This window comes from Paenibacillus timonensis (genome assembly GCF_022427145.1).
Lineage (GTDB): Bacteria > Bacillota > Bacilli > Paenibacillales > Paenibacillaceae > Fontibacillus > Fontibacillus timonensis.
The window spans coordinates 16,309-39,709 of sequence record NZ_JAKSXN010000036.1; the positions used below are offsets into that span (position 1 = coordinate 16,309).

The window sequence follows — 23,401 nt, forward strand, 5'->3', positions numbered from 1 at the left end:
ACTGTTCATTTTTGAACACTTTATCATTACTTAAAAACTTTTTTGTTCATTTTTTCAATTTATATTGTTCAAAAATCTAAAATATTGTATATTTTGTGTACAATGAGAAATGGAAAAGGATGGATGCCTATGGATGCGTTACTCCGAACTCTGTTTCAATCCTTCGCCAAAAGCCAATCCGTTGGCCGAATGGCCCGCCGATATGGACTTCGCTTCGGCGCCGGCCGGTTTGTGGCCGGGGAGACCATCGAAGGTGCTATTAATGCCGTTCGCGCGTTAAATGCGACCGGCCGGGAAGCCACCCTCGACCATCTCGGCGAATTCGTCTCCACGGAAGCCGAAGCTGAACTGTCTACGCGGATGTGCCTCAAGACGCTGGACGCTATCGCCGAAGCAGGAGTGAAAGCCAATCTGTCGCTGAAGCTCACATCGCTGGGGCTTGGAATCAGTGAACAGGTCTGTTTGAGCAACCTGACCACGATCCTGAACCGGGCCCGGATGCACGGCTTGTTCGTGCGCATCGATATGGAGGATTTTGCCCAGTGCGAAAAAACGATCTCCCTCTACAAACGGCTGCGCGAGCAAATCGACAACGTGGGCATCGTCATCCAAGCTTACCTATATCGCTCCCTAGACGACGTAGAAGCGCTCAAGGCTCTGAAACCGAACCTTCGCCTTGTCAAAGGCGCCTACAAGGAATCGCCCAAAGTCGCTTATCCGGCCAAGCCGGATGTCGACGAGAATTTCAAACGCCTCATCTCTGCCCACCTCAAGAACGGCGGTTATGCCGCCATTGCGACCCATGACTCCCAGATCATCGACTATGCCAAGCAAACGATCCAAGAATTAGCAATTCCGCCAGACCGCTACGAATTTCAAATGTTATACGGCATTCGCGAGGATTTGCAGCTTGCGCTCGTTCGCGAAGGCTACAAGGTGCGGGTGTACGTCCCTTTTGGCAGCGACTGGTTTGGTTACTTTATGCGCCGCCTCGCCGAGCGTCCCGCTAACGTGTGGTTTGTATTGAAGAACTTATTTAAATAATTCAAAAATCCATTCGTAAAGGAGCAGCCCCATGAGCACAACGGCTAAATTGGATGCTTTTCGCAACGAACCGTTTACCGACTTTCGACAGGAGTCGGCCCGACAGGCGATGGAAGCCGCGATCGCACGCGTGAAGTCAGAAGAGCTGGGTCGGGAGATTCCTTTGAAGATCGGCGGCAGGGATATTTTTACGGATGCAAAAATTCACTCGATCAACCCCGGTAACCTCGATGAAACGATCGGGTGGGTCAGCAAAGCCGACCGGGAGTTGGCGGAACAAGCCATGCAGGCGGCGCTCGAGGCATTTGAATCGTGGAAAAAAGTCCCGCCCCGCGAACGCGCGCAGTACCTTCTGAAGGCCACCGGGCTTATGACCGAACGGAAGTATGAGTTCTCCGCCATGATGGTGCTCGAAGCGGGCAAGAACTACGCGGAGGCCGACGCCGATACGGCGGAAGCGATCGATTTCCTGAATTTCTACGCACGGGAAATGATCCGCCTGAGCGAGATCAACGAAACGATGCCGCTGACTCCGGTCCCCGGGGAGCAAAACCGATTGACCTACATCCCGCTGGGTGTCGGCGTCATCATCCCTCCATGGAATTTCCCGTTGGCGATCTGCGTCGGCATGACTTCAGCAGCGATCGTTGCCGGGAATACCGTGCTGCTCAAGCCCGCCTCCAACACGCCGGTCATTGCCGCCAAGTTCGCTGCGCTGATGGAAGAGGTCGGCCTACCGGCCGGGGTGCTGAACTTCATTCCGGGCAGCGGCGCCGAGGTCGGCGATTACCTGACTACGCACCCGAAAACCCGGTTTGTCAGCTTCACCGGCTCGAAGGAGATCGGGCTGCGCATCAGCAAGCTCGCGGCCGATCCGGCGCCAGGGCAAATCTGGATCAAACGGCTCGTCGCCGAAATGGGCGGCAAAGACGGCATCGTCGTTGACGAAACTGCGGACCTGGACGCGGCTGCGCAGGCCATCGTGGCCTCGGCTTTTGGCTACCAGGGGCAAAAATGCTCCGCCGGATCACGCGCGTTGATCGTGGAGTCCGTCTACGATGAAGTAGTGGAGAAAGTCGTGCATTTAACGAAGCAACTGGAGGTTGGCCTCCCCGAGCACAACAAGGCAGTGGGGCCGGTGATCGACGAGGCTTCCTTCCGCAAAATTCTCGATTACATCGAGATCGGCAACCAGGAAGGGCAGCTGCTCACCGGCGGACGGCGGGCCGAGGGCAACGGTTATTATATAGAACCCACCGTTTTCGCCGGCGTTGACGGGAAGGCCCGTATCATGCAGGAGGAAATTTTCGGGCCGGTGCTGGCCATCGGTAAAGCGAAGGATTGGCGTGAGGCGATCGCGATGTATAACGACACCGAGTTTGGGCTGACGGGGGCGTTCTTTTCCCGGGATGAAGACCGCATCGGCGAAGCGCTGGAAACGATGCACTGCGGCAACCTGTACGTCAACCGCAAGTGCACCGGAGCGTTGGTCGGCGCCCACCCGTTCGGCGGGTTTAACCTGTCGGGAACCGACTCGAAAGCCGGCGGGTACGACTACCTGCTGCTGTTCACCCAAGCCAAGCTGACTTCGCGGAAATTGTAAGGAAGCGTTGAACTACCAGGCTCCAAAGGGGCTCGTACCGCCCGCGTGGACGTATATAGTTGCACGGTCGCGTGGGTCGCCGGTCAGGGCGTTGCTGGTAGGAGCGCCTTGGTGCTGATGACTGTGCCAGGTGGACATTCGCTCGGTTGGTCGCTGTTCATTAGGCTGGTGCCACTCGCTCGCTTGATTGCGGATCACTGGTTGGTCGCTCCTTGCTCGCTTGGTTAGCGATTGCTGGGCTGGGTGCACCTTGCTCGCTTGGTTGTCTACCCGCTAATTGCTAGCTACTCAGTCGCCACCCCGCTCTAACGCTGATGAGGAACGTTATTAAGCCAATTTCGATGCGACAAATTTTCTAACGACGCTGAGCCACGCTATTTCAGCGAAAACACCTGATTTCACTTGCAACATGGGGCAATAAGCTCCGTGATCAGCGTTAAAATCGCAAAAAGGCGATTTTAGCCAGTTTAAGGTTTGTGACAAGCGTTAGAGCTACGGCGGCGGGTTTGTTGGTCAGGTGACGAGCGTTAGAGCTACGGCGGCGAGCATGTTGATCTAAGCGTTGCGACAAACGTGAAAGCTAAGCGACCCTGAAAGCCTTCATTAGGGCTCAGTAGTTCTCAGGTCTACTTCACATTAGATGGATCACTTTTTGCGGAACCTCCAACAATTTTCCCAAAACGGGACGGAAGAAGGGTAACCCATGATTATGAACGGGAAACGCAAACTTTCGGAAAATACGGACGTTTTGACCGGCACCCAGCAGGTCATCCGGACGGCACTGGAGACGATGAACGAGCCGCCGGCGATGTTCGACTTGCTCAAGGAGCCGCTGCGGATGCTGACCGTGCGGATTCCGGTGAAGATGGACGACGGCTCCGTCCAAGTCTTTACCGGATACCGTGCCCAGCACAACGACGCGATCGGGCCAACCAAAGGCGGCGTGCGATTTCACCCCGACGTCACGGCCGAGGAAGTGAAGGCCTTGTCGATGTGGATGAGCATCAAGTGCGGCATCGTGTCGCTGCCCTACGGCGGCGGCAAAGGCGGGATTGCCTGCGATCCGCGGACGATGTCGATGCGGGAGCTGGAGGCTTTAAGCCGCGGCTACGTCCGGGCAATCAGCCAAATCGTCGGGCCGACCAAGGATATTCCAGCGCCTGACGTGTACACCAACTCGCAGGTGATGGCCTGGATGATGGACGAGTACAGCCGAATTCGCGAATTCGACTCGCCCAGCTTCATCACCGGCAAACCGCTAGTGCTTGGCGGCTCCTACGGTCGGGAATCGTCGACGGCCCTCGGCGTCACGATCGTATTGAAGGAAGCCGCGAAGATGGCTGGCATGGAGGTGGAAGGCTCGCGGGTCATCATCCAGGGCTTTGGCAACGCCGGAAGCTACCTGGCGAAATTCCTGCACGACGCCGGTGCCGTCATCGTTGGCATCGCCGACGCGCGCGGCGCGCTGTACGACCCGAACGGGCTCGATATCCTAGAATTGCTGGACCGGCGCGATTCTTTTGGGGCCGTGACGCACCTCTATCCCAACCGGATCACGAATCCGGAACTGCTCGTGAAGGAATGCGATATCCTCGTCCCGGCGGCGATCGAAAATCAACTCACCGAGCAAAATGCGCCAAACATCCAAGCGAAGCTGATCGTCGAGGCGGCCAACGGGCCGACGACTTATGCGGCAACCGAAATTTTATCCAAGCGCGGGATCCTGATTGTGCCGGATGTCCTAGCGAGTGCGGGCGGTGTGGTCGTATCCTATTTTGAATGGGTGCAAAATAATCAGGGTTACTACTGGCCGCTGGAGGAAGTGAACGCGAAGCTGGAGCAACTGCTGGTGGACGCATTTCACAAGGTCTATCAAACCTCGGCGACGCGCCGGGTGAACATGCGTCTTGCCGCGTATATCGTTGGGCTGAAGCGAATGACCGAGGCGGTAAAATGGCGGGGGTGGGTTTAAGTTATGGCACGTACCTTAATTATTATCCGATTGGAGCTCGACCATAAGAAGGCCAGCTTTGGCGATGTCGCCGCTGCGGTGAGCGGTGCGGGAGGCGACATTACATCGATCGACGTCATCTCCTCGGCCAAAGGGTCTTCGGTGCGCGACATTACCGTCGATACCGGAGATCGGGAGGAAGCGGATTTCGTTAAGGCGCTGCGCAAACTGCATGGCGTCCGGCTGATCAACGTCTCCGATCGCACGTTCCTCATGCATCTTGGCGGCAAAATCACGATTGAGCCGACGATGCCAATCCGCAACCGCGACGATCTGTCGCAGGTGTACACGCCCGGGGTCGCCAAAGTCTGCACGGCGATCCATGAGAGCCCGAACAAGGCGTTTTCGCTGACGATCAAGCGCAACACTGTGGCGGTCATCACGGACGGCACCGCCGTGCTGGGGCTCGGCGATATCGGTCCGTACGCAGCAGCGCCGGTGATGGAGGGCAAAGCGATGCTGTTCAAGCAGCTCGCCGGGGTCGATGCGTTTCCACTCTGCCTCGATACGAGCGATACGGAGGAGATCATTCGTACGATCAAAGCGGTTAGCCCGATTTTTGGCGGGATTAATCTGGAGGACATCAGCTCACCGCGGTGCTTCGAAATTGAGCAGCGGCTGGCTGAAGAGTTGGACATCCCGGTCTTCCATGACGATCAACACGGAACGGCGGTTGTTGTAATCGCGGGGTTGATTAATGCGCTAAAGGTCGTCGGCAAACCAATATCTGAGGTGCGGGTCGTGGTGAGCGGCGTCGGTGCGGCTGGTGTCTCCATTTGCAAAATGCTGCTCGCTGCCGGCGTGACGAAGCTTGCCCCGGTGGACAAGGAGGGGGCGATCGTCCGTGGCGGAACGTACCGCTATCCGATGTGGCAGTGGCTGGCAGAGCAACCGCAGGTGGAAGATCAAGCGGGTTCGCTGCAGGACATCCTGCCCGGTGCCGACGTATTTATCGGCGTCTCAGCAGGCAACCTGCTTCGCGGCGAACACCTGCGGTCCATGAGCGAGCAGCCCATTGTGTTTGCGCTCGCTAACCCGCAGCCCGAGGTGGATCCCGAAGTAGGGTTGACGCATGCGGCCGTATTCGCGACCGGCCGGAGTGATTACCCGAACCAAATCAACAACGTGCTCGTGTTCCCCGGCGTGTTTCGCGGAGCGCTGGATTGCCGGGCTCGCGTGGTGAACGAGGCAATGAAGCTGGCCGCAGCGGAAGCCATCGCCTCCGCCGTCACGGACGAGGAACGGAATGAGCAGTATATCATCCCGAGTATTTTTAATGATCAAGTCGTCCCGCTCGTGCGAAAAGCCGTCATCGAGGCGGCCATTGCCACCGGCGTCGCCCGGCGCATCCCGCCGGATTTCCGGTGATCCTGTATCAATGGGTATCCTCGTCTTTTTAGCTTCCTAACTTTTGACCTTCTTGCCCTTCTGCCCTTCGCAGCTAGGGCATTTTTATACCCACAGATAAATGGTTCAAAATTTGATTGCATGATTTTGAAATTAATATATATTAATTTTAGACAAAACTCGCGACGCCATTGTAAATTTTTCGGGAAAAGGGAAAGGGGAGTATTGATGAATAAAAAACTTTACGCCAAAGTCATGACCAGCGCCGCCCTGCTTAGCGCAATTGCGCTGCCTGCCCAAGCGGCCACCGACTTGACGGACATCAATGGTTCATATGCCAAAGATGCCATTCAAGAACTCGTCAACGCGGGCATCTTAAACGGAAAAGGAGATGGGAAATTCGATCCCACGGGGAAGATCGAGCGGAGGATTTCGCAATCATTCTAGCCAAAGCCTTGAACTTGGAGATGGATCAAGCCCCGGCATCTGCTACTTTCAGAGATGTGCCTGCTGATCATTATGCTTATAAATTTGTCGAAGCCGCGGTAGAGGCCGGATTGATTAACGGCTACGGAGACGGAGTGTTTGGAACCGGCCAAAACTTATCTCGGCAGGATATGGCGGTTATTTTTGTGCGGGCATTGGGCATCGATGCCACCGGCAAAGGAGCCGACCTGACCTTTTCCGATGCAAGCAATATTTCCGATTATGCCAAGGATGCGGTGGCAGCCGCGGTGGAACTCAAACTGCTCTCCGGGGGGACGGACGGCAACTTTAACCCAACCGGGACCGCGGAAAGACAGGCCGTCGCCGCAGTAGCCAATTATTTTTTGAAAAAATATGAGGAAACGAAGAAACCAACCGAAAGCAGCAATACACCTTCCCCAGGAGAAACGCCGCCCGCGCCAGCCGAGCCGGACAAGCCTGCAGCCCAGCCTCCGGTTTCAACGCCGTCCAACCCAAGCCCAAGCTCCGGAGGCAGCAACAGCGGCGGTTCCAGCCAACCCGATCTGACGGTGCCGGCGATCGCTCTGGTTTCTGCATCTCCGGTTACGATCGGCCAGAGCTTGTCCGTTCAAAGCAGCGAAGCCGGGAACGTGTATCTCGTCCGAGCTGCCGACAGCCCGCTGACGAAGTCGGCGCTGGACGCATTGGTAACGGAAGGCGTCGCCCGGAAGGCCATCGCCATCGCGAACACCGCCGTGGAGATCGCCACCTCAGGTCTGCCGGAAGGGAATTACAAGGCTTATGCGGTTGATGCGGCCGGAAATGTCTCAACGCCAACCACGGCGGTCGTCTTGCAAAAAAGCCTGCAAGACTTGGTTGTAGATGCCCAAACGCTGGCGAACACCGCAGTTGAAGGAGAAGCGCCCGGAAATTATCCGGGAGTTGCCATTCTAGAGTTGAGACATGCCATTATGGCCGCACAAAGTATTTTGAACAATTCCGCCTCAACTCCCACTGACTTCAATAATGCAGCCGCCGCACTCCGGGAAGCCATTTCCGTCTTCAAAAGCACCCAAGTGCAGCCAAGTGAACTTGAACTTCAGCTGACGGAAGGAGCCAAGCTCGTCCTAAATAGCGAACTAGCCTCGGGTGCCGAAATCACGCTGACCGATTCCGGCTCGGGGGCTTACCAGTATGCGCAAAGAAGTATCCATGATTTTCTGAAAGTGACCCGAAATCATGTCGTTCAGAGGCTGGAATATCACCCGGATACCTATATTTTCTCCGTTTTTGACCCAGAAACGGACGTCGAGGTAGCGACACTTAGGTTGGAAAGCGCATCGCCACTGATTGAAATCGAACCGTCGTCAACGGGTGTGGTGATTCGACCGCTTGAAGCACTGGAGGAAAATGACGAGGTGGCTTTGACATTCAAACTATTGGATCTTGATGTCTTTATCGCGAGTAAAGACTTGATGATCAAAGCGGATCAAACTCCGCCAACTGTAAGTGATGCAACGTATAACGCGGAAGGCAGCATCACCCTAACGTTCAGCGAAGAACTCCCAAGCGGGGCGTTCCCATCCAGTCCATTGCTGATTTACTCTCCTTCCGGTTTTTTAACGGATGAAGATATGGTAGGCATTGACCCCGTAGGATATACCGTAAGCAAAATGAGCAGCTCGCAATTGCGCATCCAATTCAAGCCGGAAACGATGACGAGGTACGACTTCAAGAGCCCCGGAAAATTCCGCATTACGGCGCTGAACGGCACGGATTACGCTAACCTTCCGCTGAACCTAAACGTGGGAAAAGTGGAAATCAACATTCCCTAACCCCCCAAGAACGGCCCCCGGCCGTTCTTTTTTCTGCCCCGGAACTTCTCGCCAACGAATCCTCCCAAAATATGATATAACAATATTAATGTGTTTTTTGAAAAATCATTCTTCAGGAAGTGAACCAGTGAGCATAGAGAAGAAACCGGGAAAACTCGTGCAACGGGTGGTGTTGTCCGTGGCGCGCGCGATCATCCGGAGCCGTTCCCGGATCAAAGTCGAGCGGAATGATACGGTGGGCCTCAAACCGCCTTATCTCATCTTGGCGAACCATGTCACCAACTGGGACCCGCTGTACATCAACTGCTACGTGGACGAGCCCATCAGCTTCGTTGCCGGAGCCTCCTTGTTCCGCAACCCGCTGCTCGCCAAGCTGCTGAATTATACCGGGGCGATCCCCAAAACGAAATATAAAAACGACACGCGAACGATCCGCGGCATGCTGAAGGCCAAGCAGCACGGAAGGGTCATCGGCTTGTTCCCGGAAGGCAACCGGAACTGGGACGGGACGACCGAACCGCTGATTTACTCCACGGCCAAGCTGGTGAAAATGCTGGATCTTCCGGTGGTCATCGCAACCATTTCCGGCGGCCACCTGTCGTTCCCTCGCTGGGCGGAGAGCCACCGAAGAGGTCCCCTACGCCTATCCTTCGTGAAAAAATGGGAGGCCGGTACGTTCGCGAACCACACGCCGGAAGCGATACACGATCTGCTGACGGAGGCGTTGGCGCATGACGATTCAGAGTGGCAAGCCCGTACCGGAGCCTCTTACTACGGCAAAGCCCCGGCTCATTATCTGGAGCGCCTGCTGTTTATTTGCCCGCACTGCGAGATGCCGGGCCGCCTCCGCTCCGAACAAGACCTGTTCGGTTGCACGGCCTGCGGTTACACCGTTCGCTACACGCCGCAAGGCACATTCGCCCAATTCACCCATCCCCCGCGTTTTACCACTACGCGGGACTGGAACCGCTGGCAGCTGGAACGCCTGAACCAATCGGTACAAGAACCCGAGCAGTTGATCACCTGGGAATCCGTCATGCGCGATCCCGTACATATGTATGTATCGGAAGGAGAGCAGCCCTTTCAATCGCGGGGAACGGGACAGCTGCGATGGGACGCCGATCAGGAGGCTTCCTTTACTTTTCAGGGGGAGACCGGACCGGCCTATTCCTTCCCGTTTGCCGAGCTGGAGGGCTTGAACGTGCAGCTTCACCACAAATTCGAATTTTATTGCGGGGACAAGCTGTATCGGTTCCTGTTTTACCAGCCGCGAACATCGGCCTACAAGTGGCTTAAATTTATCACTGCGCTGGAACAGCGTACACCCCGGCACAACTAGGAGGTACACCCTTTGGATAATTCATGGTCCTTCGTCATTGACTTTACGCTTCTCTCCCTGCTGATGGTCGTGTCGGCGATCCTCAAAGCGCGCATTCCGCTGCTGCGCAAAATCATCGTCCCGACCTCCATGGTCGCTGGCATCCTCGGTTTGCTCGTCGGTCCGGAGCTGCTCGGTTGGCTCCGATTCGATATCGACCGCCTGGGTCAACTCGTCTATCACCTGATGGCCGTCGGGTTCATCGCCCTCTCCCTCAAAGAACGGGAGGTATCGAACAGTCCGGCGGTAATGAAATCCGGGATGCTGATCGTTTCGACCTACCTGATTCAAGGGTTGGTGGGGTTCGGGCTGCTCCTGCTGCTGACGGAGTTCTTCTATCCCGGCATGTTCCCGGGTATCGGATTGCTGCTTCCCCTGGGTTACGGACAAGGTCCGGGACAAGCCTATTCGATCGGCAGCCGCTGGGAGGCATTGGGACTTGAAGGCGGCGGAAACCTCGGCCTGACGATCGCCGGGTTCGGCTTCATCTGGGCCGTGATTCCGGGGATCATCCTGATGAATTTCCTGATCCGCCATCCTAAATTTAAACAGGCGGCATCCGACTCCCGCAAGGAACGGACCGAGGTCACGGAAAAATCGGAAGAAGGCGAAATTCCGCTTAGCGACGCGATCGACAAGCTGACCTACCAAATCGCCCTGATTGGCTTCATTTATCTCGTCACGTATTTGACGTTGCGCGGGCTGGAAGCGGTACTGACCCCGCTCGGGACCTATGGCGAAACGCTGGCTCAGTTGCTGATCGGCTTCCACTTCTTGATCGGCAGCCTGTATGCGATGTTGTTCCGGTGGATTCTTAACCGCTGGAAGCAAGCGGGCTTCCAATTGGAGCATTCCCCCAACAACTACCTGTTGCAGCGGATCTCGGGATTCTCCTTCGATTACATGATCGCCGCCTCGATCGCCGCGATCTCGATTTACTCACTAAAGCAATATCTCACGCCGGTGCTTATCCTCACGACGGTCGGCGGGTTGGTTACCTTGTGGTTTATGGTTTGGTTGGTGCCGCGGGTGCTGCCGGAGGATAAACTGCCGAACATCCTCGGTTTCTACGGTATGCTGACCGGAACAATTTCCACCGGGCTGGCGCTCGTCAAAGCCGTCGATCCGAAATTCCAGTCGAATACGACGGATAATCTGGTCATGGGAAGCGCGACCGCGATCATGTTCGGGTTCCCGTTGCTGTTGATTTTGAACATCCCGATCGTCGGGTACCTGCAAAATCAACCGATGATGTACCTGTACACCTTCGCCGCTTTATTCGTGTATTTCATCATCCTGCTGGGCTTGCTGCTTTACCGATCCCGAAAAGCGACGGCATAAGCCTGGCTCCCAAATCGAAAATCCCCACCTCTTTACCAAGAGAGTGGGGATTTCTGCTTGACGGCATTATTTCGCCGGTTTGGAAATGTTGGCTTTGCGGAACCCCTGGTAGCTATCGAGGGCTGCGGCTAACATGTAAGCGAACAACGCCAACCACATGATCCATCCGGAGCTGAAGCCGGTCTCTCTCAATGTTGTCGACCCGAAGATGTCCTCCATTTTCGCAACGAAACCTGGGGAAAGCAGCTCCGCATTGCCGATCATGGCGCCGAATACCACCAGCGAAAGGACGTGGTTGGCCACGTTCAGGAACGCAATGGGCATCGTCCATTGGGAAACGACCCATTTATAGATCGCCAGAGCAACATCCAGTACGAGAATCACCACGATAAACGGCCAATAGGAAATCAGCACCTCCTGATTAAAGACCGGAGTCGTCATACCCAAACCGATTCGGCCGTTCTCATACACGCCAATCAATCGATCCGCATTAAAATAAACGCACCCCCAAATCGCCGTCCACATCAAACCGATAAAAATCTCGCTTTTCTTGATGAGCTTCTCCTTGGGAACGTAGCGGGCATCCTTCAAATCATCCGGCGTCCAGGCCTTGAATTTGCCGTTCAGCGGCAGTTCCTTGCCGGTTCCCGTCCGTTCCAGAATGGCAAAAACCAAGGTAATCCAAAATGCGACCTGAAGGCCTGTGCCAAGCACCGCCTCGATGGCTTTGCTGAGTAGGTTCGTCGCGGCATGGACCGGTGCCTCTTCGCCGGAATACGTAATGATCTGGTTGGCGATCAACGACAGCAGCGCAATGACAACCGCGATCGGAACAACCATTTTCATGACTTGAATATAGGCGTCATAGAGGCGAGGCCCGATCAGATAGGACGGCTGGTCCCGATACTGCGCGGCCAGCATGGCCGGGTCGCCTAATTTGGCTAACGCTTCCTTCACTTCGGCTTCGCCGTAATCCTCCGGCAGCATATCCTCGATCGTGGAGCGCAGCTCCAGCGCGATGTCCTCCCGGTTTCGTTCCGGTAACCGGCGAGTGACCTCGTATACATAAAGCTCAATCAGATCCGACGGAATCATCATCCTTCTCCCCCTTTAACAAGGTGTATAGCTCCTGGGAGGTCTTCTCCCACTCCAGCTTCAACTGCTCGAAAATCTCCAAACCAAAAGCGCTCAGCACGTAATAGCGGCGCGGCCGGCTCTCCGATGTGTCCCAACTGCTCGTCACGAGTTCCTGCTTCTCCAGGCGGCGGAGCAGCGGGTATAACGTGCTTTGGTCAATCGCGATCCCCGACTGCTCCAGCCGTTGAACCAGCGAATACCCGTATTGCGGCGTCCGCAACTGGCTTAGCACCGCCAAGGTCAACGTTCCGCGGCGGAGCTCCGTGATCAATGAATTCAGTAAGGCGTTCATCTTTCCACCTCGTTGTCTAATACTGTTTTTCGTATACTGTGTGTCATACAATATATCTTATACTGTGCATCATACACTAATGTTTGTCATCAAGCAATAGGCATCAGCTAATATAAAATAAAAAATCCTGCCTCATAACGAGGCAGGACCTTCCAGAGTTCAGGTTTAACGGTCAACTAGCTTTACTCTATTCATTCAAAAAAGTCGTTGCCCGGTTTTGCATCAGCTTCGCGGCTTCCTCTGCGGATTTCTGCCCGCTGAAGAAAGCGAGCGATTCCTCGCCGACAATGGAGATCACCTTGGCGTCAAGCGGCGAATAATGGTCCACCGCATCCAACATCTGTCGGAAACGGTTGAATTCCTCGTCCTCCGCCTTGACCGGGGTTCCATCGGGCAGTTTATAGCTGCCGTCCGCGATCTGCTGCCGCATCTCGTCCAGCCTTTGATCGTTGACCGAGGAAAGCAGCGAGAAACCGCTGCGCTCCGGCATTTGCTGCACCTCCTCCGACAGGAGGAAGCGGATCAGCTTCCAAGCGTCGTCCGGAACCGCCGACTTCGCCCGGATTCCGAACAGGGTGGCAGGAATGATTCGCATCGTGCCGGATTGATCCGGGTTATGCGGCTTCTGCATGAAAATCGGATGTTCGAAATACTGGTGAGGCACGTTAATGACGTCCGCCGGATCACGCAGCACGGCGGAATAAAACAGCTGCTTCCCCGGCCCCGCCGATTCCTCAGTCATCACGCCGTCGTCGTACATCTGCTTCACCTGATGCAACAGCGCTACGAACTCCGGGGAATCGAACTTGGCTTGCTTCGCGTTCGGATCGACGTAGGTCTTATAGTTATCCACCGTTATTTCCTGCATCAGCATGTCCGGCGGGTATTCCGCCATTGCAAAGGTCTTATCTTTCCCTTGCGTCAACGTCTTCGCCATTTCGGCAAAATCCTGCCAGGTCCAGGTTTTCTCCCGGATGTCCGCCCCTTTCAACGCTTCGCCGTTGCCGATGAACGCCCTCAGGGAATAGCCGCCCGGTATCGCATATAAACCTCCGTTTTCCCTCGTGGCGTCCAGGATATTTTGTTGGAGTTCCGCCTTCTTGATGGACGAATCTCCTTGTAGCAGCTCATCCATGTTCTGAAGCAATCCTTTCGCAACGTAGTCGCTGATCGGCAGGCTGCTCATTTCGATGACGTCCGGCCCCTGCCCCGAGAGCAGCGCGGTGTTGACCGATTTGCGGTATTCCTCGATTTCGCCGGCCTTCCATTCCTCACCGGCTTGCTTGTACGCCTGAAGGGTCAGATCGATGTCCGGGTATTCGGCCTCGAACTTCCGTTCCAGCGCCGCGTAGAACGGGGTTGCCTCCTCAACCGATAAGGTGAGAACGGTTTTGCCCTCGTCCCCGGCCGGTTTCTTCCCGGCATTTTCCGTCCCTCTGCTACATGCAACCAAAGCGATTGAAACCGCCAAGGCCACGATCACCGTCTTCCCCATCCGTTTCTTCATGGGTATTCCCTCCTATGTTTCAGCTCTCTCGCCTATCTTCTATTGCAAACGTACCCGGTTGCCGTCCTGCAAAGGTTCGCTGCTCTCCAGAATGATTCGCTCTCCTTCATAGAGAAGGTCCGCCGGAATCATCGTTTCTTCTTCATTTGCTCCCATTATCTCGATCGGCACCTTCCGGGCTACGAATACGTTACCCAACGCCCCGCGCTGCTCCTCCACTTTGAAAATAAAACGCGTATCGCCATCGCGGCGAATCGCTTCGTTCGGAACAACCCAGCCCTGCTCGGACGAGGTCTGCTCCAGCCGGACCGAAACCTGCTCACCCCCTTTCAGGTCGGGAGCAGCTACTTGGATGCGCAGTCGTCTTTGCGGCACCGCGGCCGGTCCGGTACCGTCTTCCGCCGAATCGGCAAGCCGCGAGTCCGCATTGGCGATTTCCTCGACCGTCCCCTCCAGCCGGTGCGCCGGACGTTCGGCGGTGGCGGCAACCTCGACCCCCACCGCTTGGCCGGTTGCGATCCCGAGGCGGTCGATCACCCCGGCATCTCCGGTGATGTCTACACGGTAGCCCGCGCTGCCGCTTGAAACCACCACGTCCGGGAGGGAGGCGGAAGCCAATCCTGCCACCGCGTTCACCTCCGCGACCACTCCATCAAACGGGGCCACAAGCTCCCGCTGGCGGCTTAGTTGCTCCCGAAGCCCCTCGATTTTCCGCTCCTGCACCTGGAGGTCGAGCTTGCGCGTTTCCAGCTCGCGCTTGGCCTCACGGAGTCCGGTTTCGTCGCCGCCTACCGTGGCCTCAATGAACTGATCCTGTATCGTTTCCAGCGCGATTCGTTGTTTCTTGAACTGCGCAAGCTCGTCCTCCAATTCCCGCTCGGCGGCGGCGCTATCGTATAACACAAGCTTCTGGCCCTCCTTAACCGCGGTGCCCTCCTTCACGAGCACCTTTCGGACCTTCCAACCTGCCGGGTTCGCCGGCTTCAAAATCCCGCTTCCCGTTAGCCGATAGGTGAGTCCGCTGGCCGCCGCCGGGTTCGTTCGGACCTTCGGCAAGGTCATGGATTGCAGCGTGTTGCTGAAAAACGTGAAAAACAGCAAGCCTCCCATCAATGCCATAAAGGCGGTAAAAATCATTTTTTTGCGTTTGCGATCCGTTTGATCTTTCTCGAATTCCATGACGCATCTTTCTCCTTCCTACCCCTTGATTCCGGACAGCTGCACGCCTTCGATGAAATACGATTCGGCGTATAGAAACAGCAGCACCATCGGCGACATGTACAACATCGAAGCGGCGAAGGCGGTCCCCCACTCGCCGCTTAATCTCGATAGGAAGACCGACAACGGCTGCCGAAGCGGGTCCAGAAGGATCAGCGGCTGCTCGACCATATTCCAGTAATCAACGAACAGCAGAACCACCAGCGCGGCAATTCCCGGCTTGACCATCGGGAGGATGATCGTCAGGAAGATCCGCAGATGGCCGGCACCGTCGATATGGGCGGCTTCGATATAGGCGTAAGGGATATGCAGCATGAATTGGCGCAGCAGGAAGACCCCGAACGCGGCGAAGATGCCGGGCAGAATCACCGCCGCCGGACGGTGGATCAGTCCCAGCCAATCGGCCATCAGATAATTCGGGACCAGCGTCACTTGAAAGGGCATCAGCATCGAGAGCAAGTAGATCAGAAAAATGGCGTCCCGGCCGCGAAACCGCAGTTTCGACAGCGCGTAAGCCGCCATCGCGGCCACCGCCGTCTGTCCGGCGATGATCGGCAAGACCAGCCCCACGGAATGCCAGAACATCAGCAAATAATTGGGGGTATACACCAACAGTCGGCCGTATTGCGCCAAGGTCACCTGATCCGGCACCCATTTCAGGTTAACGAAGGTGTCGGCTCCGGTCGAAGCGGCCGCCGTCAGCTCTCCGATCGGTCCGTAATTAATTTCAAGCTCCTGTTCGCTCATCAGCGAGTTAGTGAATGTAATGACGACGGGGAACAGGAGCAGCACGGCGAATACGCCCAACACCCCTGTCAACAAAGCCTTTTTCATCGTTTTGAACGCTTGCACCCCCGACACCTCCTATATGTGCGTCCTCTTCGGCTTTTCAGGATCGAGAAGGTTGGATGAAGCCGACCCCCTATTCCATAAAGTGCCGGTATCGGCGTTCCAGCCCGAACAAGCCCAGAACAATCGCCAGGATGGCGGCGACCATTAGGACCGCGGCAGCCGTCAGTTTCTGGACATCCAGCGATACGAACATGTTGTTCATGTAATGCTGCAGCATGTAGATGCTGTCATGCGGATAATCGCCCGCGAGCAAATACGTCTCCCGGAATACCTTAAACGAATTGATGATGGACAGGATGGTCACGAAAAACGTCGTTGTCGTCAAATAAACGAGCGTAATGCCGAAAAACTGGCGCACCCGCCCGGCACCTTCCACCTGCGCGGTCTCGTAATAGTCCCGGGGAATTTGCTGTAAGCCGGCCAGGAACAAGATGACGTTGTAGCCGAGGTTCTTCCACAAATACGCCGCGATGACGACATACCGGGCGGCGCTGGTCTTCATCCAGTCCACGCGCTCGATACCGAAACGACCGAGGAGGTAGTTCAAGACCCCGTTCCAATCAAACACCATCTGCCAGATGAAGATGACCGAAGCCACCGGCACGACCAGCGGCAGTACATAAGAGGTGCGCAGCCATTTCCTCAGGTAAACCTGCCGATTCAGCAGCAGGGCCAGTCCCAGCGACAAGCCCAGCAGTATCGGAACGCCAAGCGCGCTGAAATACAGCGTGTTGGCCGCCGCCTTCCGGAACGAGGCACTAGCGAGGAGCTCGCGGTAATTCGCCAAGCCGACGAAACTTCCGCCGGAGGTTCCGCTTTGGAAGGAGGTGAAGAGACTCATGCCAAACGGGATCAGATAAAAGACCGCGAACCCGACCGCGCTCGGGGCCAGAAACAACCCGGCCGCCGCGGCATCCCTGCGACGCCACCTTGCAAAACCCGACGGGGCCCGGCTTTTGGGCGCACGCCAAAAAACCCACTTTTTCATTTCCCAATCCTCCTGCCGTTCTTGCTCTTCAAGCTTAAGGCGGACTGTTAAAATCAAAAGTGGGGTAAATCTAAACTTTTCCTTAAATTGAGCCGGAATTAACTCATCAGTTTCGGCAAGCGCACCTCAAACTCGGTACGGATGAGATCGCTTTGCACCGAGATGGAGCCCTCGTGCTGCTCCACGATATTTTTGGCGATAAACAGGCCAAGCCCGGTGCTGCCTTCCTGGTGCGTACGCGCCCGATCACCGGTAAAGAACATGTCGAACACGTGCGGCAGCTCGTCCGGCGGGATGGTATCCCCGTAGTTGGTGACGCGCACGACGACCTCTCCCCCGTCCAGAGCCACGCGGACATCGACGTACTCTCCGTCTTTGCCGTAACGAACGGCATTGGACAGCAGGTTCTCAAAGACGCGGGCGAGCAGGTCACCGTCGCCGGAGATCATCAGCTGCGGATCGGTCTTCAGACGGGCGGTCAGCTCGTTTTTCTCAAATACCGGGTACATCTCTTCGGTTAATTGAACCAGCAGCTCGTTCAGGTCAAGCGGCCGGCGGTGGATATTCAGCTTGCCGTAATTCATTCGCGTAATTTCAAACAGCTCGTCGATCAGCTTCTCCAAACGTTGCGATTTGGTGTAGGCGATCGTAGTGTAATGCTTCATCTGCTCGGCGGTTAAGTCCTTCCCTTGAAGGATGAAATCCAGGTACCCGATGACGGAGGTTAACGGGGTTCGGAGATCATGGGCCAGGTTCAGCACCAGTTGTTCCTTGCTGTTCTCGGCAAAATCGCCGCGTTCCACCGCCTGCTGCAGCTTCTCGCTGGCCAAGTTGATGTCCCGCGCAATCTCCCCGAACTCGTCGCCGGAAGGAACATGGACCCGGTGGGTGAAATCCCCTCCCGCCAGCTGATTGATTCCCCGGGAAATTTCCCGAAAATAAGCGACGTAACGCCGGGTAAGCAGATAGAAGTATAGGAACGAGAGCGGAATAAAAATAATCAAAAATACGTTGACGTCGCCGATCTCACGCATGATCCGACGGACATCGTAAAGCGGGTCCTCGCGCAGCAGCGTATGATAATACCCCCGCAACGCCAGGTAAACCAGAAAGGTCGTCCCGGCGGACAGCAGCATGCTGAGCCCGAACAGCCGGATCATTTGGAAGCGAAAACTGCGAAATTTCGGTTTGTCCGCGTAATTATCCATTGAACGTATACCCTACTCCCCAGACGGTTTTGATCAGCTTGTTCTTGTGCTGGTCTTCCCCCAGCTTTTTGCGCAGGGTCCGAATATGCACCATGACCGTGTTTCCGCCCTCGGAATACGCTTCGCCCCAGACCTTCTCGAAAATATGCTCCGAACTGAACACCTTCTTCGGATGGCCGGCCAGCAGCACTAAGATATCAAACTCCTTGGGCGTCAGCTCTACCGGTTCGCCGTACAGGAACACCGTCCGCTGCTCGGGATGGATCACGAGCCCTCCGGCCTCCAGCACCGGCTCGTCCGCCGGAGCAGCGACCGACGGATTCAGCTGGATGAAACGCCGCAGTTGGGCATTCACCCGGGCCACCAGCTCCATCGGGTTAAACGGCTTGGTCATGTAATCGTCCGCCCCGCGAACCAGGCCGGTGATTTTATCTAGATCGGTTGCTTTTGCGCTTAAAAAAATGATTGGCAGATGATGCTGCTCGCGGATTTGCCGGGTCACTTCGTACCCGTCGATCTTCGGCATCATAATATCCAAGATCGCCAGATCCACGGACTGCGTGCGGATGGCATCGAGCGCCTCCTGTCCGTCGGACGCTTTGAGGCAGCGGTATCCTTCCCGGGCCAGGTGCAACTCGATCAAGTCGGCGATTTCCGCCTCGTCGTCCGCAATCAATACCGTGATGGGTTTCATCGATCATCGCTCCTTTTCATGGACAGCATAACTGATGAAGGCTCACGATTTCAAATGTTCGTTCAGCACGTTCTCATCCAGGACGTCATAGTTGCCGTAAACCTTGCAGATATGCTGCTCTCCCCAGGCGCACAGCGCATCCAAAATACCGCGCAGGCTCTCCCCGTATTCGCTTAGCTCGTATTCCACTCGGGGCGGAACCTCTTGATAGACGATCCGATGGATGACGCCGTCGGACTCCAGCTCGCGCAGTTGTTGGGTCAACATTTTCTGGGTAATGTCGGGCATCAGGCGCTTTAATTCGCTGGTCCGTTTACGGCCGTGCGTCAAGTGGCACAGGATCACGCATTTCCACTTCCCGCCGATCACCTCCAGCGTTGCCTCTACGGAAATATTGTATTTCTTCGCTTTCATGTGCATTGCTCCTTTTTTCATAGGCACAAAAAAGTGCCTACCCTACTTTTTGGTTCCTATATCACTTCAAAGTGCGTACTTCTCAAAAATAGCCCTATCTCCCATAATAGCATTTGTCGCTCGCTTCTGCGCAAGTCCCCGCAGACCAGCGGCGACCTTCAAACCATATCATCTTGGGAGGTTGGAAATGCTTATGAATCAACGAAGAAGCATCTTGGCGCTGCTGGCCTTGGCGATTAGCGCCTTTGCCATCGGGACCACCGAATTTATCAGCGTCGGCCTGCTGCCCTTGATCGCCGAGGACCTGCACATCTCCACGACCACGGCAGGGCTGACGGTTTCCTTATATGCGTTAGGCGTGACCTTTGGGGCGCCGGTTCTCACATCTTTGACCGCGCGATTGTCGCGCAAAACGCTGCTGCTGTGGATCATGGTCGTGTTCATGATCGGCAACGCCTTGGCCGCCGCGGCGACCGGGATCGGCATGCTGCTCGCGGCTAGAGTCGTCTCCGCTTTCTCGCACGGCGTATTCATGTCGATCGGTTCTACGATTGCCGCCGACCTCGTGCCGGAACATCGCCGGGCCAGCGCCATCTCGATCATGTTCACCGGCTTGACCGTCGCGACGGTGACCGGCGTGCCGATCGGCACCTTCGTCGGACAGCAGCTCGGCTGGCGGGCCGCATTTATCTTGATCGTCGCCGTGGGCCTGCTTGGCTTTGTCTCCAATAGCCTGCTGGTCCCATCCGGCTTGCGGAAAGGGGCGCGAACCGCGTTCCGCGACCAGGTGAAGCTGGTGACGAACGGGCGGCTGCTGCTATTGTTTTTAATCACTGCCTTGGGTTATGGCGGCACCTTTGTCGTTTATACCTACCTGTCGCCGATCCTGCTTGAAATTACGGGCTTTAAGGAAAGCGCCGTCGCCGTCATATTGCTCGTGTACGGCGTCGCCATCGCCATCGGCAACATGGTGGGCGGCAAGCTGTCCAATCGGCAGCCGGTTCGAGCCCTGTTTTATATGTTTATCGTTCAGGCGTTCGTCCTGCTCGCTTTGCTGTTTACGGCCCCGTTCAAAGGCGCCGGCTTGGCGACCATTTTCCTTATGGGGCTGCTGGCCTTCATGAACGTGCCGGGGTTGCAGGTGTATGTCGTCATGCTGGCGGAGCGGTTCGTCCCGTCCGCCGTCGATGTCGCCTCCGCGATCAACATCGCGGCCTTTAACGCCGGGATCGCCCTGGGGTCTTACCTGGGTGGGGTCATCGCCGATTCGATCGGCCTCATCCATACCTCATGGATCGGCGCGCTGATGGTCGCGGCCGCCGTGCTGCTGACCGGCTGGAGCCGCGCCTTGGAAAGGAAAGATCGGCAGGAGACGCAAATTCAACATCCCATTCCCCATCAAACTCAACAGGAGGTTCAAGTGTTATGATCACCAATTTACAAGATACCACTACGCTGCACAATGGAGTGAAGATGCCTTGGCTGGGCCTTGGCGTCTTCCAGGTCGAAGAAGGACAAGAGCTGGTAGATGCGGTCAAATCCGCAATCGCGCAGGGCTATCGCAGCATCGATACCGCCGCCATCTACGGCAATGAATCCGGCGTCGGGCAAGGCATTCGCGAGGGTCTTCGGCAAACCGGCATCCCGCGCGAGGCGCTGTTCGTCACCTCCAAGGTATGGAATGCCGACCTCGGATACGAAGAAACGCTGGCCGCATATGAAACCAGTCTGCAAAAGCTCGGGCTGGATTATCTTGACCTGTACCTGATCCACTGGCCGGTGGCGGGCAAATACAAAGACGCCTGGCGAGCGCTGGAGACGCTCTACAAAGCCGGAAAGGTCAAAGCGATCGGCGTCAGCAACTTCCAGGTCCATCATCTGGAGGACTTGATGGCGGACGCGGAGATCGTGCCGATGGTTAACCAGGTCGAATACCATCCGCGTCTGACGCAGCGGGAAGTGCAAACCTTCTGCCGCGAGCGCGGCATTCAGATGGAGGCCTGGTCCCCGCTGATGCAAGGGCAATTGCTGGATCATCCTTTCCTGCAGGAGCTTGCCCGCCAATACGGGAAATCCGTCGCGCAAATCATCCTCCGCTGGGATTTGCAGAACGGCGTGGTCACGATACCGAAGTCGACCAAGCCGCACCGGATAGCGGAGAACGCGGACGTATTCGATTTTGCGATAACGACCGAGGATATGGAACGGATCAGCGCCTTGAACGAGAACCTTCGCGTCGGGCCGGACCCCGACCACTTCGATTTCTAAACACGCCAAAAAAAGAGCAGATACCGTGGATCCGCTGGATCCTTCGGGTCTGCTCTTTGTCAGCTGTAGGGGCCGATTTCGATTCGGTGATGCTCCGTCTCGTAGGTGTGGTCCTTGTAGATGCCGTTCTCTTTGACCGAGAATTCGGCGACCGCATATATTTCATACGTCCCGATCCGATCGATCCGGGTTTCGAAAAACTCGTTGATATCCGTTTCTCCCCCCATGCTGCGAACCACCGCGCTATCCACTTCGGAAATCGTATTCACCCGGTTGCCCGAGCTGTCCACGATCAGGTAATGGAACACCCGGGGCCGGCTCTGCAGCTCGAACCGGGTTTTGGACAGATTATGCAGGCTGGCGATCAGCGTAAACGTCTGGTCTAAACCGGCGCGCTTCGGAACGGATAACTCTACGGTGAAGGGGCCTTCCGCATCCTGGGCCGAATCCGCGGCGTCGGCTGGTCTCAGCTGGTTCAACGCCTTGTTGACCGGATCGAAGGTGCCGCATCCGGCAAGCAGGAGCGATAACAGCACGACCGTCAAACCTAGCGCGTATTTTTTCAAAACATATCACCTCGAAAAAAACGTGATCCCGCCTGTTATGCGGCAAGCGGTGTAAAGAAAGGGTACCCCAAAGGTACCCCCGAAATCAAGGGCCTTTGGCCGGCCCGGCGTATTAACGGTTCGCTTCCCACCAGCTTAAGTACGGGTAGGCGTTTAGGGCTTTCCAAGGCGACGTCTGGTAGATTCCGACATGCAGATGCGGCAAAAACAGGCCGGAGGTCCCTTCCGGGCCATAGCCGGTGCTGCCGACATAACCGATGAGCTGGCCTTTCGTCACCTTGCTGCCCGGTCCGATTCCCTCCGCATAGCGCGATAGATGCGCGTAGTAAAATGCGGTGGAGCCGTCGACGCGCACGGTCAATCGCCAACCGCCTAGTTCGTTCCAGCCATAGTTGATGACCTCTCCGGCCATCGCGCTATACACGGGGGTTCCTTCATCGGCAAAAATATCGATGCCCTCGTGCGTACGCTGCGCGGATCCCTCTTCCGCCCAGGCCCGGCCATCGCCATAACTGTTCGTCATCGGCGTGTACGTCCCTTTCGCAAGCGGGAAGAAGCCGTTTTCGAACCGGTCCGGCTTGGCTACGGTGCTGGTTATTTTCGCTTCGGCCGGCAGGTTGATCTGCAAGCCAGTCCAGATATTGTTCGGATTCGATAATTGCGGGTTCACTTTCAGGAGCGAGTCGAGCGTGACATTGAATTTCAAGCTGATCAACCACATCGTTTCCCCATTTTGCACGGTATATGCGGTCGTTCCCGGAACCTGCAACACCTGTCCCGGATAAATCCAGTCACCGGTTAACTGATTCATCGTTTTAAGTTGTGTCGTGCTGATTCGGTAGGCATTTGCGATTTTCCACAGGGAATCCCCTGACTTGACGGTATACGATGCAGCCTGGGAAACGCCCCCAAACAGCAGGGTGCCGATGATCGCCCCGGCGATGCCCAGCATCCGCTTCTTGTTACCCATGATGTCAACCCCTAGCAGATGAAATTGTTGGACTACTTCCATTTTACAGGAAATCGGAAGGAGGGATAAGCGGTGAATTCTGGAAGACGGAGGATGCGCAAGTTACGGAAAAAGAAAAAAACGGAGGCTCTGATTCCATGGAGAACTTTGGGCTAAGTACAAGTGACCGGCAAAAACTACACAACAAGGGCCTAAATTTGAGACCCATATTGTTACCTCCAAAGCAGCAGATAGAGACCAACATTTTCCGACTGATTTGAAATTATGATAAAATATAGAAA

General features: G+C 55.9%; 21 protein-coding genes. 10 read left to right on the forward strand and 11 right to left on the reverse strand.

Features of this window, described 5'->3' with window-relative positions; translation table 11 throughout:
* The first annotated feature begins 129 nt into the window (after positions 1-129).
* From MJ257_RS15025 to MJ257_RS15060, 8 genes are all read left to right on the forward strand, one after another.
* Positions 130-1,044 (forward strand): proline dehydrogenase family protein, encoded by a 915-nt coding sequence (locus tag MJ257_RS15025; protein WP_240269999.1) that lies wholly within the window; start codon positions 130-132, stop codon positions 1,042-1,044.
* 31 nt (positions 1,045-1,075) lie between these two features.
* On the forward strand, positions 1,076-2,647 hold the full coding sequence (pruA, locus tag MJ257_RS15030) for an L-glutamate gamma-semialdehyde dehydrogenase (RefSeq protein WP_240270000.1): 1,572 nt from the start codon (positions 1,076-1,078) through the stop codon (positions 2,645-2,647).
* 703 nt (positions 2,648-3,350) lie between these two features.
* Positions 3,351-4,619 (forward strand): Glu/Leu/Phe/Val family dehydrogenase, encoded by a 1,269-nt coding sequence (locus MJ257_RS15035; RefSeq protein ID WP_240270001.1) that lies wholly within the window; start codon positions 3,351-3,353, stop codon positions 4,617-4,619.
* Positions 4,620-4,622: 3 nt separating this feature from the next.
* Positions 4,623-6,026, forward strand: coding sequence for an NAD-dependent malic enzyme (locus tag MJ257_RS15040; RefSeq protein ID WP_240270002.1), 1,404 nt, complete (start codon positions 4,623-4,625; stop codon positions 6,024-6,026).
* A 207-nt stretch (positions 6,027-6,233) separates the two neighbouring features.
* Positions 6,234-6,452 carry an S-layer homology domain-containing protein gene (locus MJ257_RS15045; RefSeq protein ID WP_240270003.1) on the forward strand — a complete coding sequence of 73 codons (219 nt, stop codon included), beginning with the start codon at positions 6,234-6,236 and terminating at the stop codon, positions 6,450-6,452.
* A gap of 8 nt (positions 6,453-6,460) precedes the next feature.
* Positions 6,461-8,287: an S-layer homology domain-containing protein gene (locus tag MJ257_RS15050; protein ID WP_240270004.1), complete on the forward strand. Its 1,827-nt coding sequence runs from the start codon at positions 6,461-6,463 to the stop codon at positions 8,285-8,287.
* Between the two features lie 127 nt (positions 8,288-8,414).
* Positions 8,415-9,626 (forward strand): lysophospholipid acyltransferase family protein, encoded by a 1,212-nt coding sequence (locus MJ257_RS15055; protein ID WP_240270005.1) that lies wholly within the window; start codon positions 8,415-8,417, stop codon positions 9,624-9,626.
* A gap of 12 nt (positions 9,627-9,638) precedes the next feature.
* On the forward strand, positions 9,639-11,006 hold the full coding sequence (locus MJ257_RS15060; RefSeq protein ID WP_240270006.1) for a sodium/glutamate symporter family protein: 1,368 nt from the start codon (positions 9,639-9,641) through the stop codon (positions 11,004-11,006).
* Positions 11,007-11,072: 66 nt separating this feature from the next.
* Here MJ257_RS15060 and MJ257_RS15065 read toward each other — a convergent pair whose 3' ends face one another.
* The 9 genes from MJ257_RS15065 to MJ257_RS15105 form a co-directional block, all read right to left on the reverse strand.
* Positions 11,073-12,101 (reverse strand): HAAS signaling domain-containing protein, encoded by a 1,029-nt coding sequence (locus MJ257_RS15065; protein WP_240270007.1) that lies wholly within the window; start codon positions 12,099-12,101, stop codon positions 11,073-11,075.
* Positions 12,079-12,435 carry a PadR family transcriptional regulator gene (locus MJ257_RS15070; RefSeq protein ID WP_240270008.1) on the reverse strand — a complete coding sequence of 119 codons (357 nt, stop codon included), beginning with the start codon at positions 12,433-12,435 and terminating at the stop codon, positions 12,079-12,081. The genes MJ257_RS15065 and MJ257_RS15070 overlap by 23 nt, the downstream gene beginning before the upstream one ends.
* A gap of 187 nt (positions 12,436-12,622) precedes the next feature.
* Positions 12,623-13,942 carry an ABC transporter substrate-binding protein gene (locus MJ257_RS15075; protein WP_240270009.1) on the reverse strand — a complete coding sequence of 440 codons (1,320 nt, stop codon included), beginning with the start codon at positions 13,940-13,942 and terminating at the stop codon, positions 12,623-12,625.
* Between the two features lie 39 nt (positions 13,943-13,981).
* Positions 13,982-15,121 (reverse strand): efflux RND transporter periplasmic adaptor subunit, encoded by a 1,140-nt coding sequence (locus MJ257_RS15080; protein WP_240270010.1) that lies wholly within the window; start codon positions 15,119-15,121, stop codon positions 13,982-13,984.
* Between the two features lie 18 nt (positions 15,122-15,139).
* Complete coding sequence (locus MJ257_RS15085) at positions 15,140-15,994, reverse strand: carbohydrate ABC transporter permease (RefSeq protein ID WP_240270040.1); 855 nt, start codon at positions 15,992-15,994, stop codon at positions 15,140-15,142.
* An 88-nt stretch (positions 15,995-16,082) separates the two neighbouring features.
* Positions 16,083-17,000, reverse strand: coding sequence for a carbohydrate ABC transporter permease (locus MJ257_RS15090; RefSeq protein WP_240270011.1), 918 nt, complete (start codon positions 16,998-17,000; stop codon positions 16,083-16,085).
* 98 nt (positions 17,001-17,098) lie between these two features.
* On the reverse strand, positions 17,099-18,208 hold the full coding sequence (locus MJ257_RS15095; RefSeq protein ID WP_240270012.1) for a sensor histidine kinase: 1,110 nt from the start codon (positions 18,206-18,208) through the stop codon (positions 17,099-17,101).
* Positions 18,201-18,902: a response regulator transcription factor gene (locus tag MJ257_RS15100; RefSeq protein WP_240270013.1), complete on the reverse strand. Its 702-nt coding sequence runs from the start codon at positions 18,900-18,902 to the stop codon at positions 18,201-18,203. Before MJ257_RS15100 ends, MJ257_RS15095 begins: the two co-directional genes overlap by 8 nt.
* A gap of 42 nt (positions 18,903-18,944) precedes the next feature.
* A complete protein-coding gene (locus MJ257_RS15105) occupies positions 18,945-19,316 on the reverse strand; it encodes a winged helix-turn-helix transcriptional regulator (RefSeq protein ID WP_240270014.1) in 372 nt (123 codons plus the stop codon).
* 187 nt (positions 19,317-19,503) lie between these two features.
* Here MJ257_RS15105 and MJ257_RS15110 point away from each other — a divergent pair, with 187 nt between their 5' ends.
* Both MJ257_RS15110 and MJ257_RS15115 read left to right on the forward strand, forming a co-directional pair.
* Complete coding sequence (locus MJ257_RS15110; RefSeq protein WP_240270015.1) at positions 19,504-20,745, forward strand: MFS transporter; 1,242 nt, start codon at positions 19,504-19,506, stop codon at positions 20,743-20,745.
* Complete coding sequence (locus MJ257_RS15115) at positions 20,742-21,584, forward strand: aldo/keto reductase (protein ID WP_240270016.1); 843 nt, start codon at positions 20,742-20,744, stop codon at positions 21,582-21,584. Before MJ257_RS15110 ends, MJ257_RS15115 begins: the two co-directional genes overlap by 4 nt.
* A 59-nt stretch (positions 21,585-21,643) precedes the next feature.
* On the opposite strand, the gene MJ257_RS15120 is transcribed toward MJ257_RS15115, so the two are convergent.
* Together MJ257_RS15120 and MJ257_RS15125 are read right to left on the reverse strand one after the other, a co-directional pair.
* On the reverse strand, positions 21,644-22,150 hold the full coding sequence (locus MJ257_RS15120) for a hypothetical protein (RefSeq protein ID WP_240270017.1): 507 nt from the start codon (positions 22,148-22,150) through the stop codon (positions 21,644-21,646).
* Positions 22,151-22,262: 112 nt separating this feature from the next.
* Positions 22,263-23,120, reverse strand: coding sequence for a M23 family metallopeptidase (locus MJ257_RS15125; protein WP_240270018.1), 858 nt, complete (start codon positions 23,118-23,120; stop codon positions 22,263-22,265).
* Between the last annotated feature and the right edge of the window lie 281 nt (positions 23,121-23,401).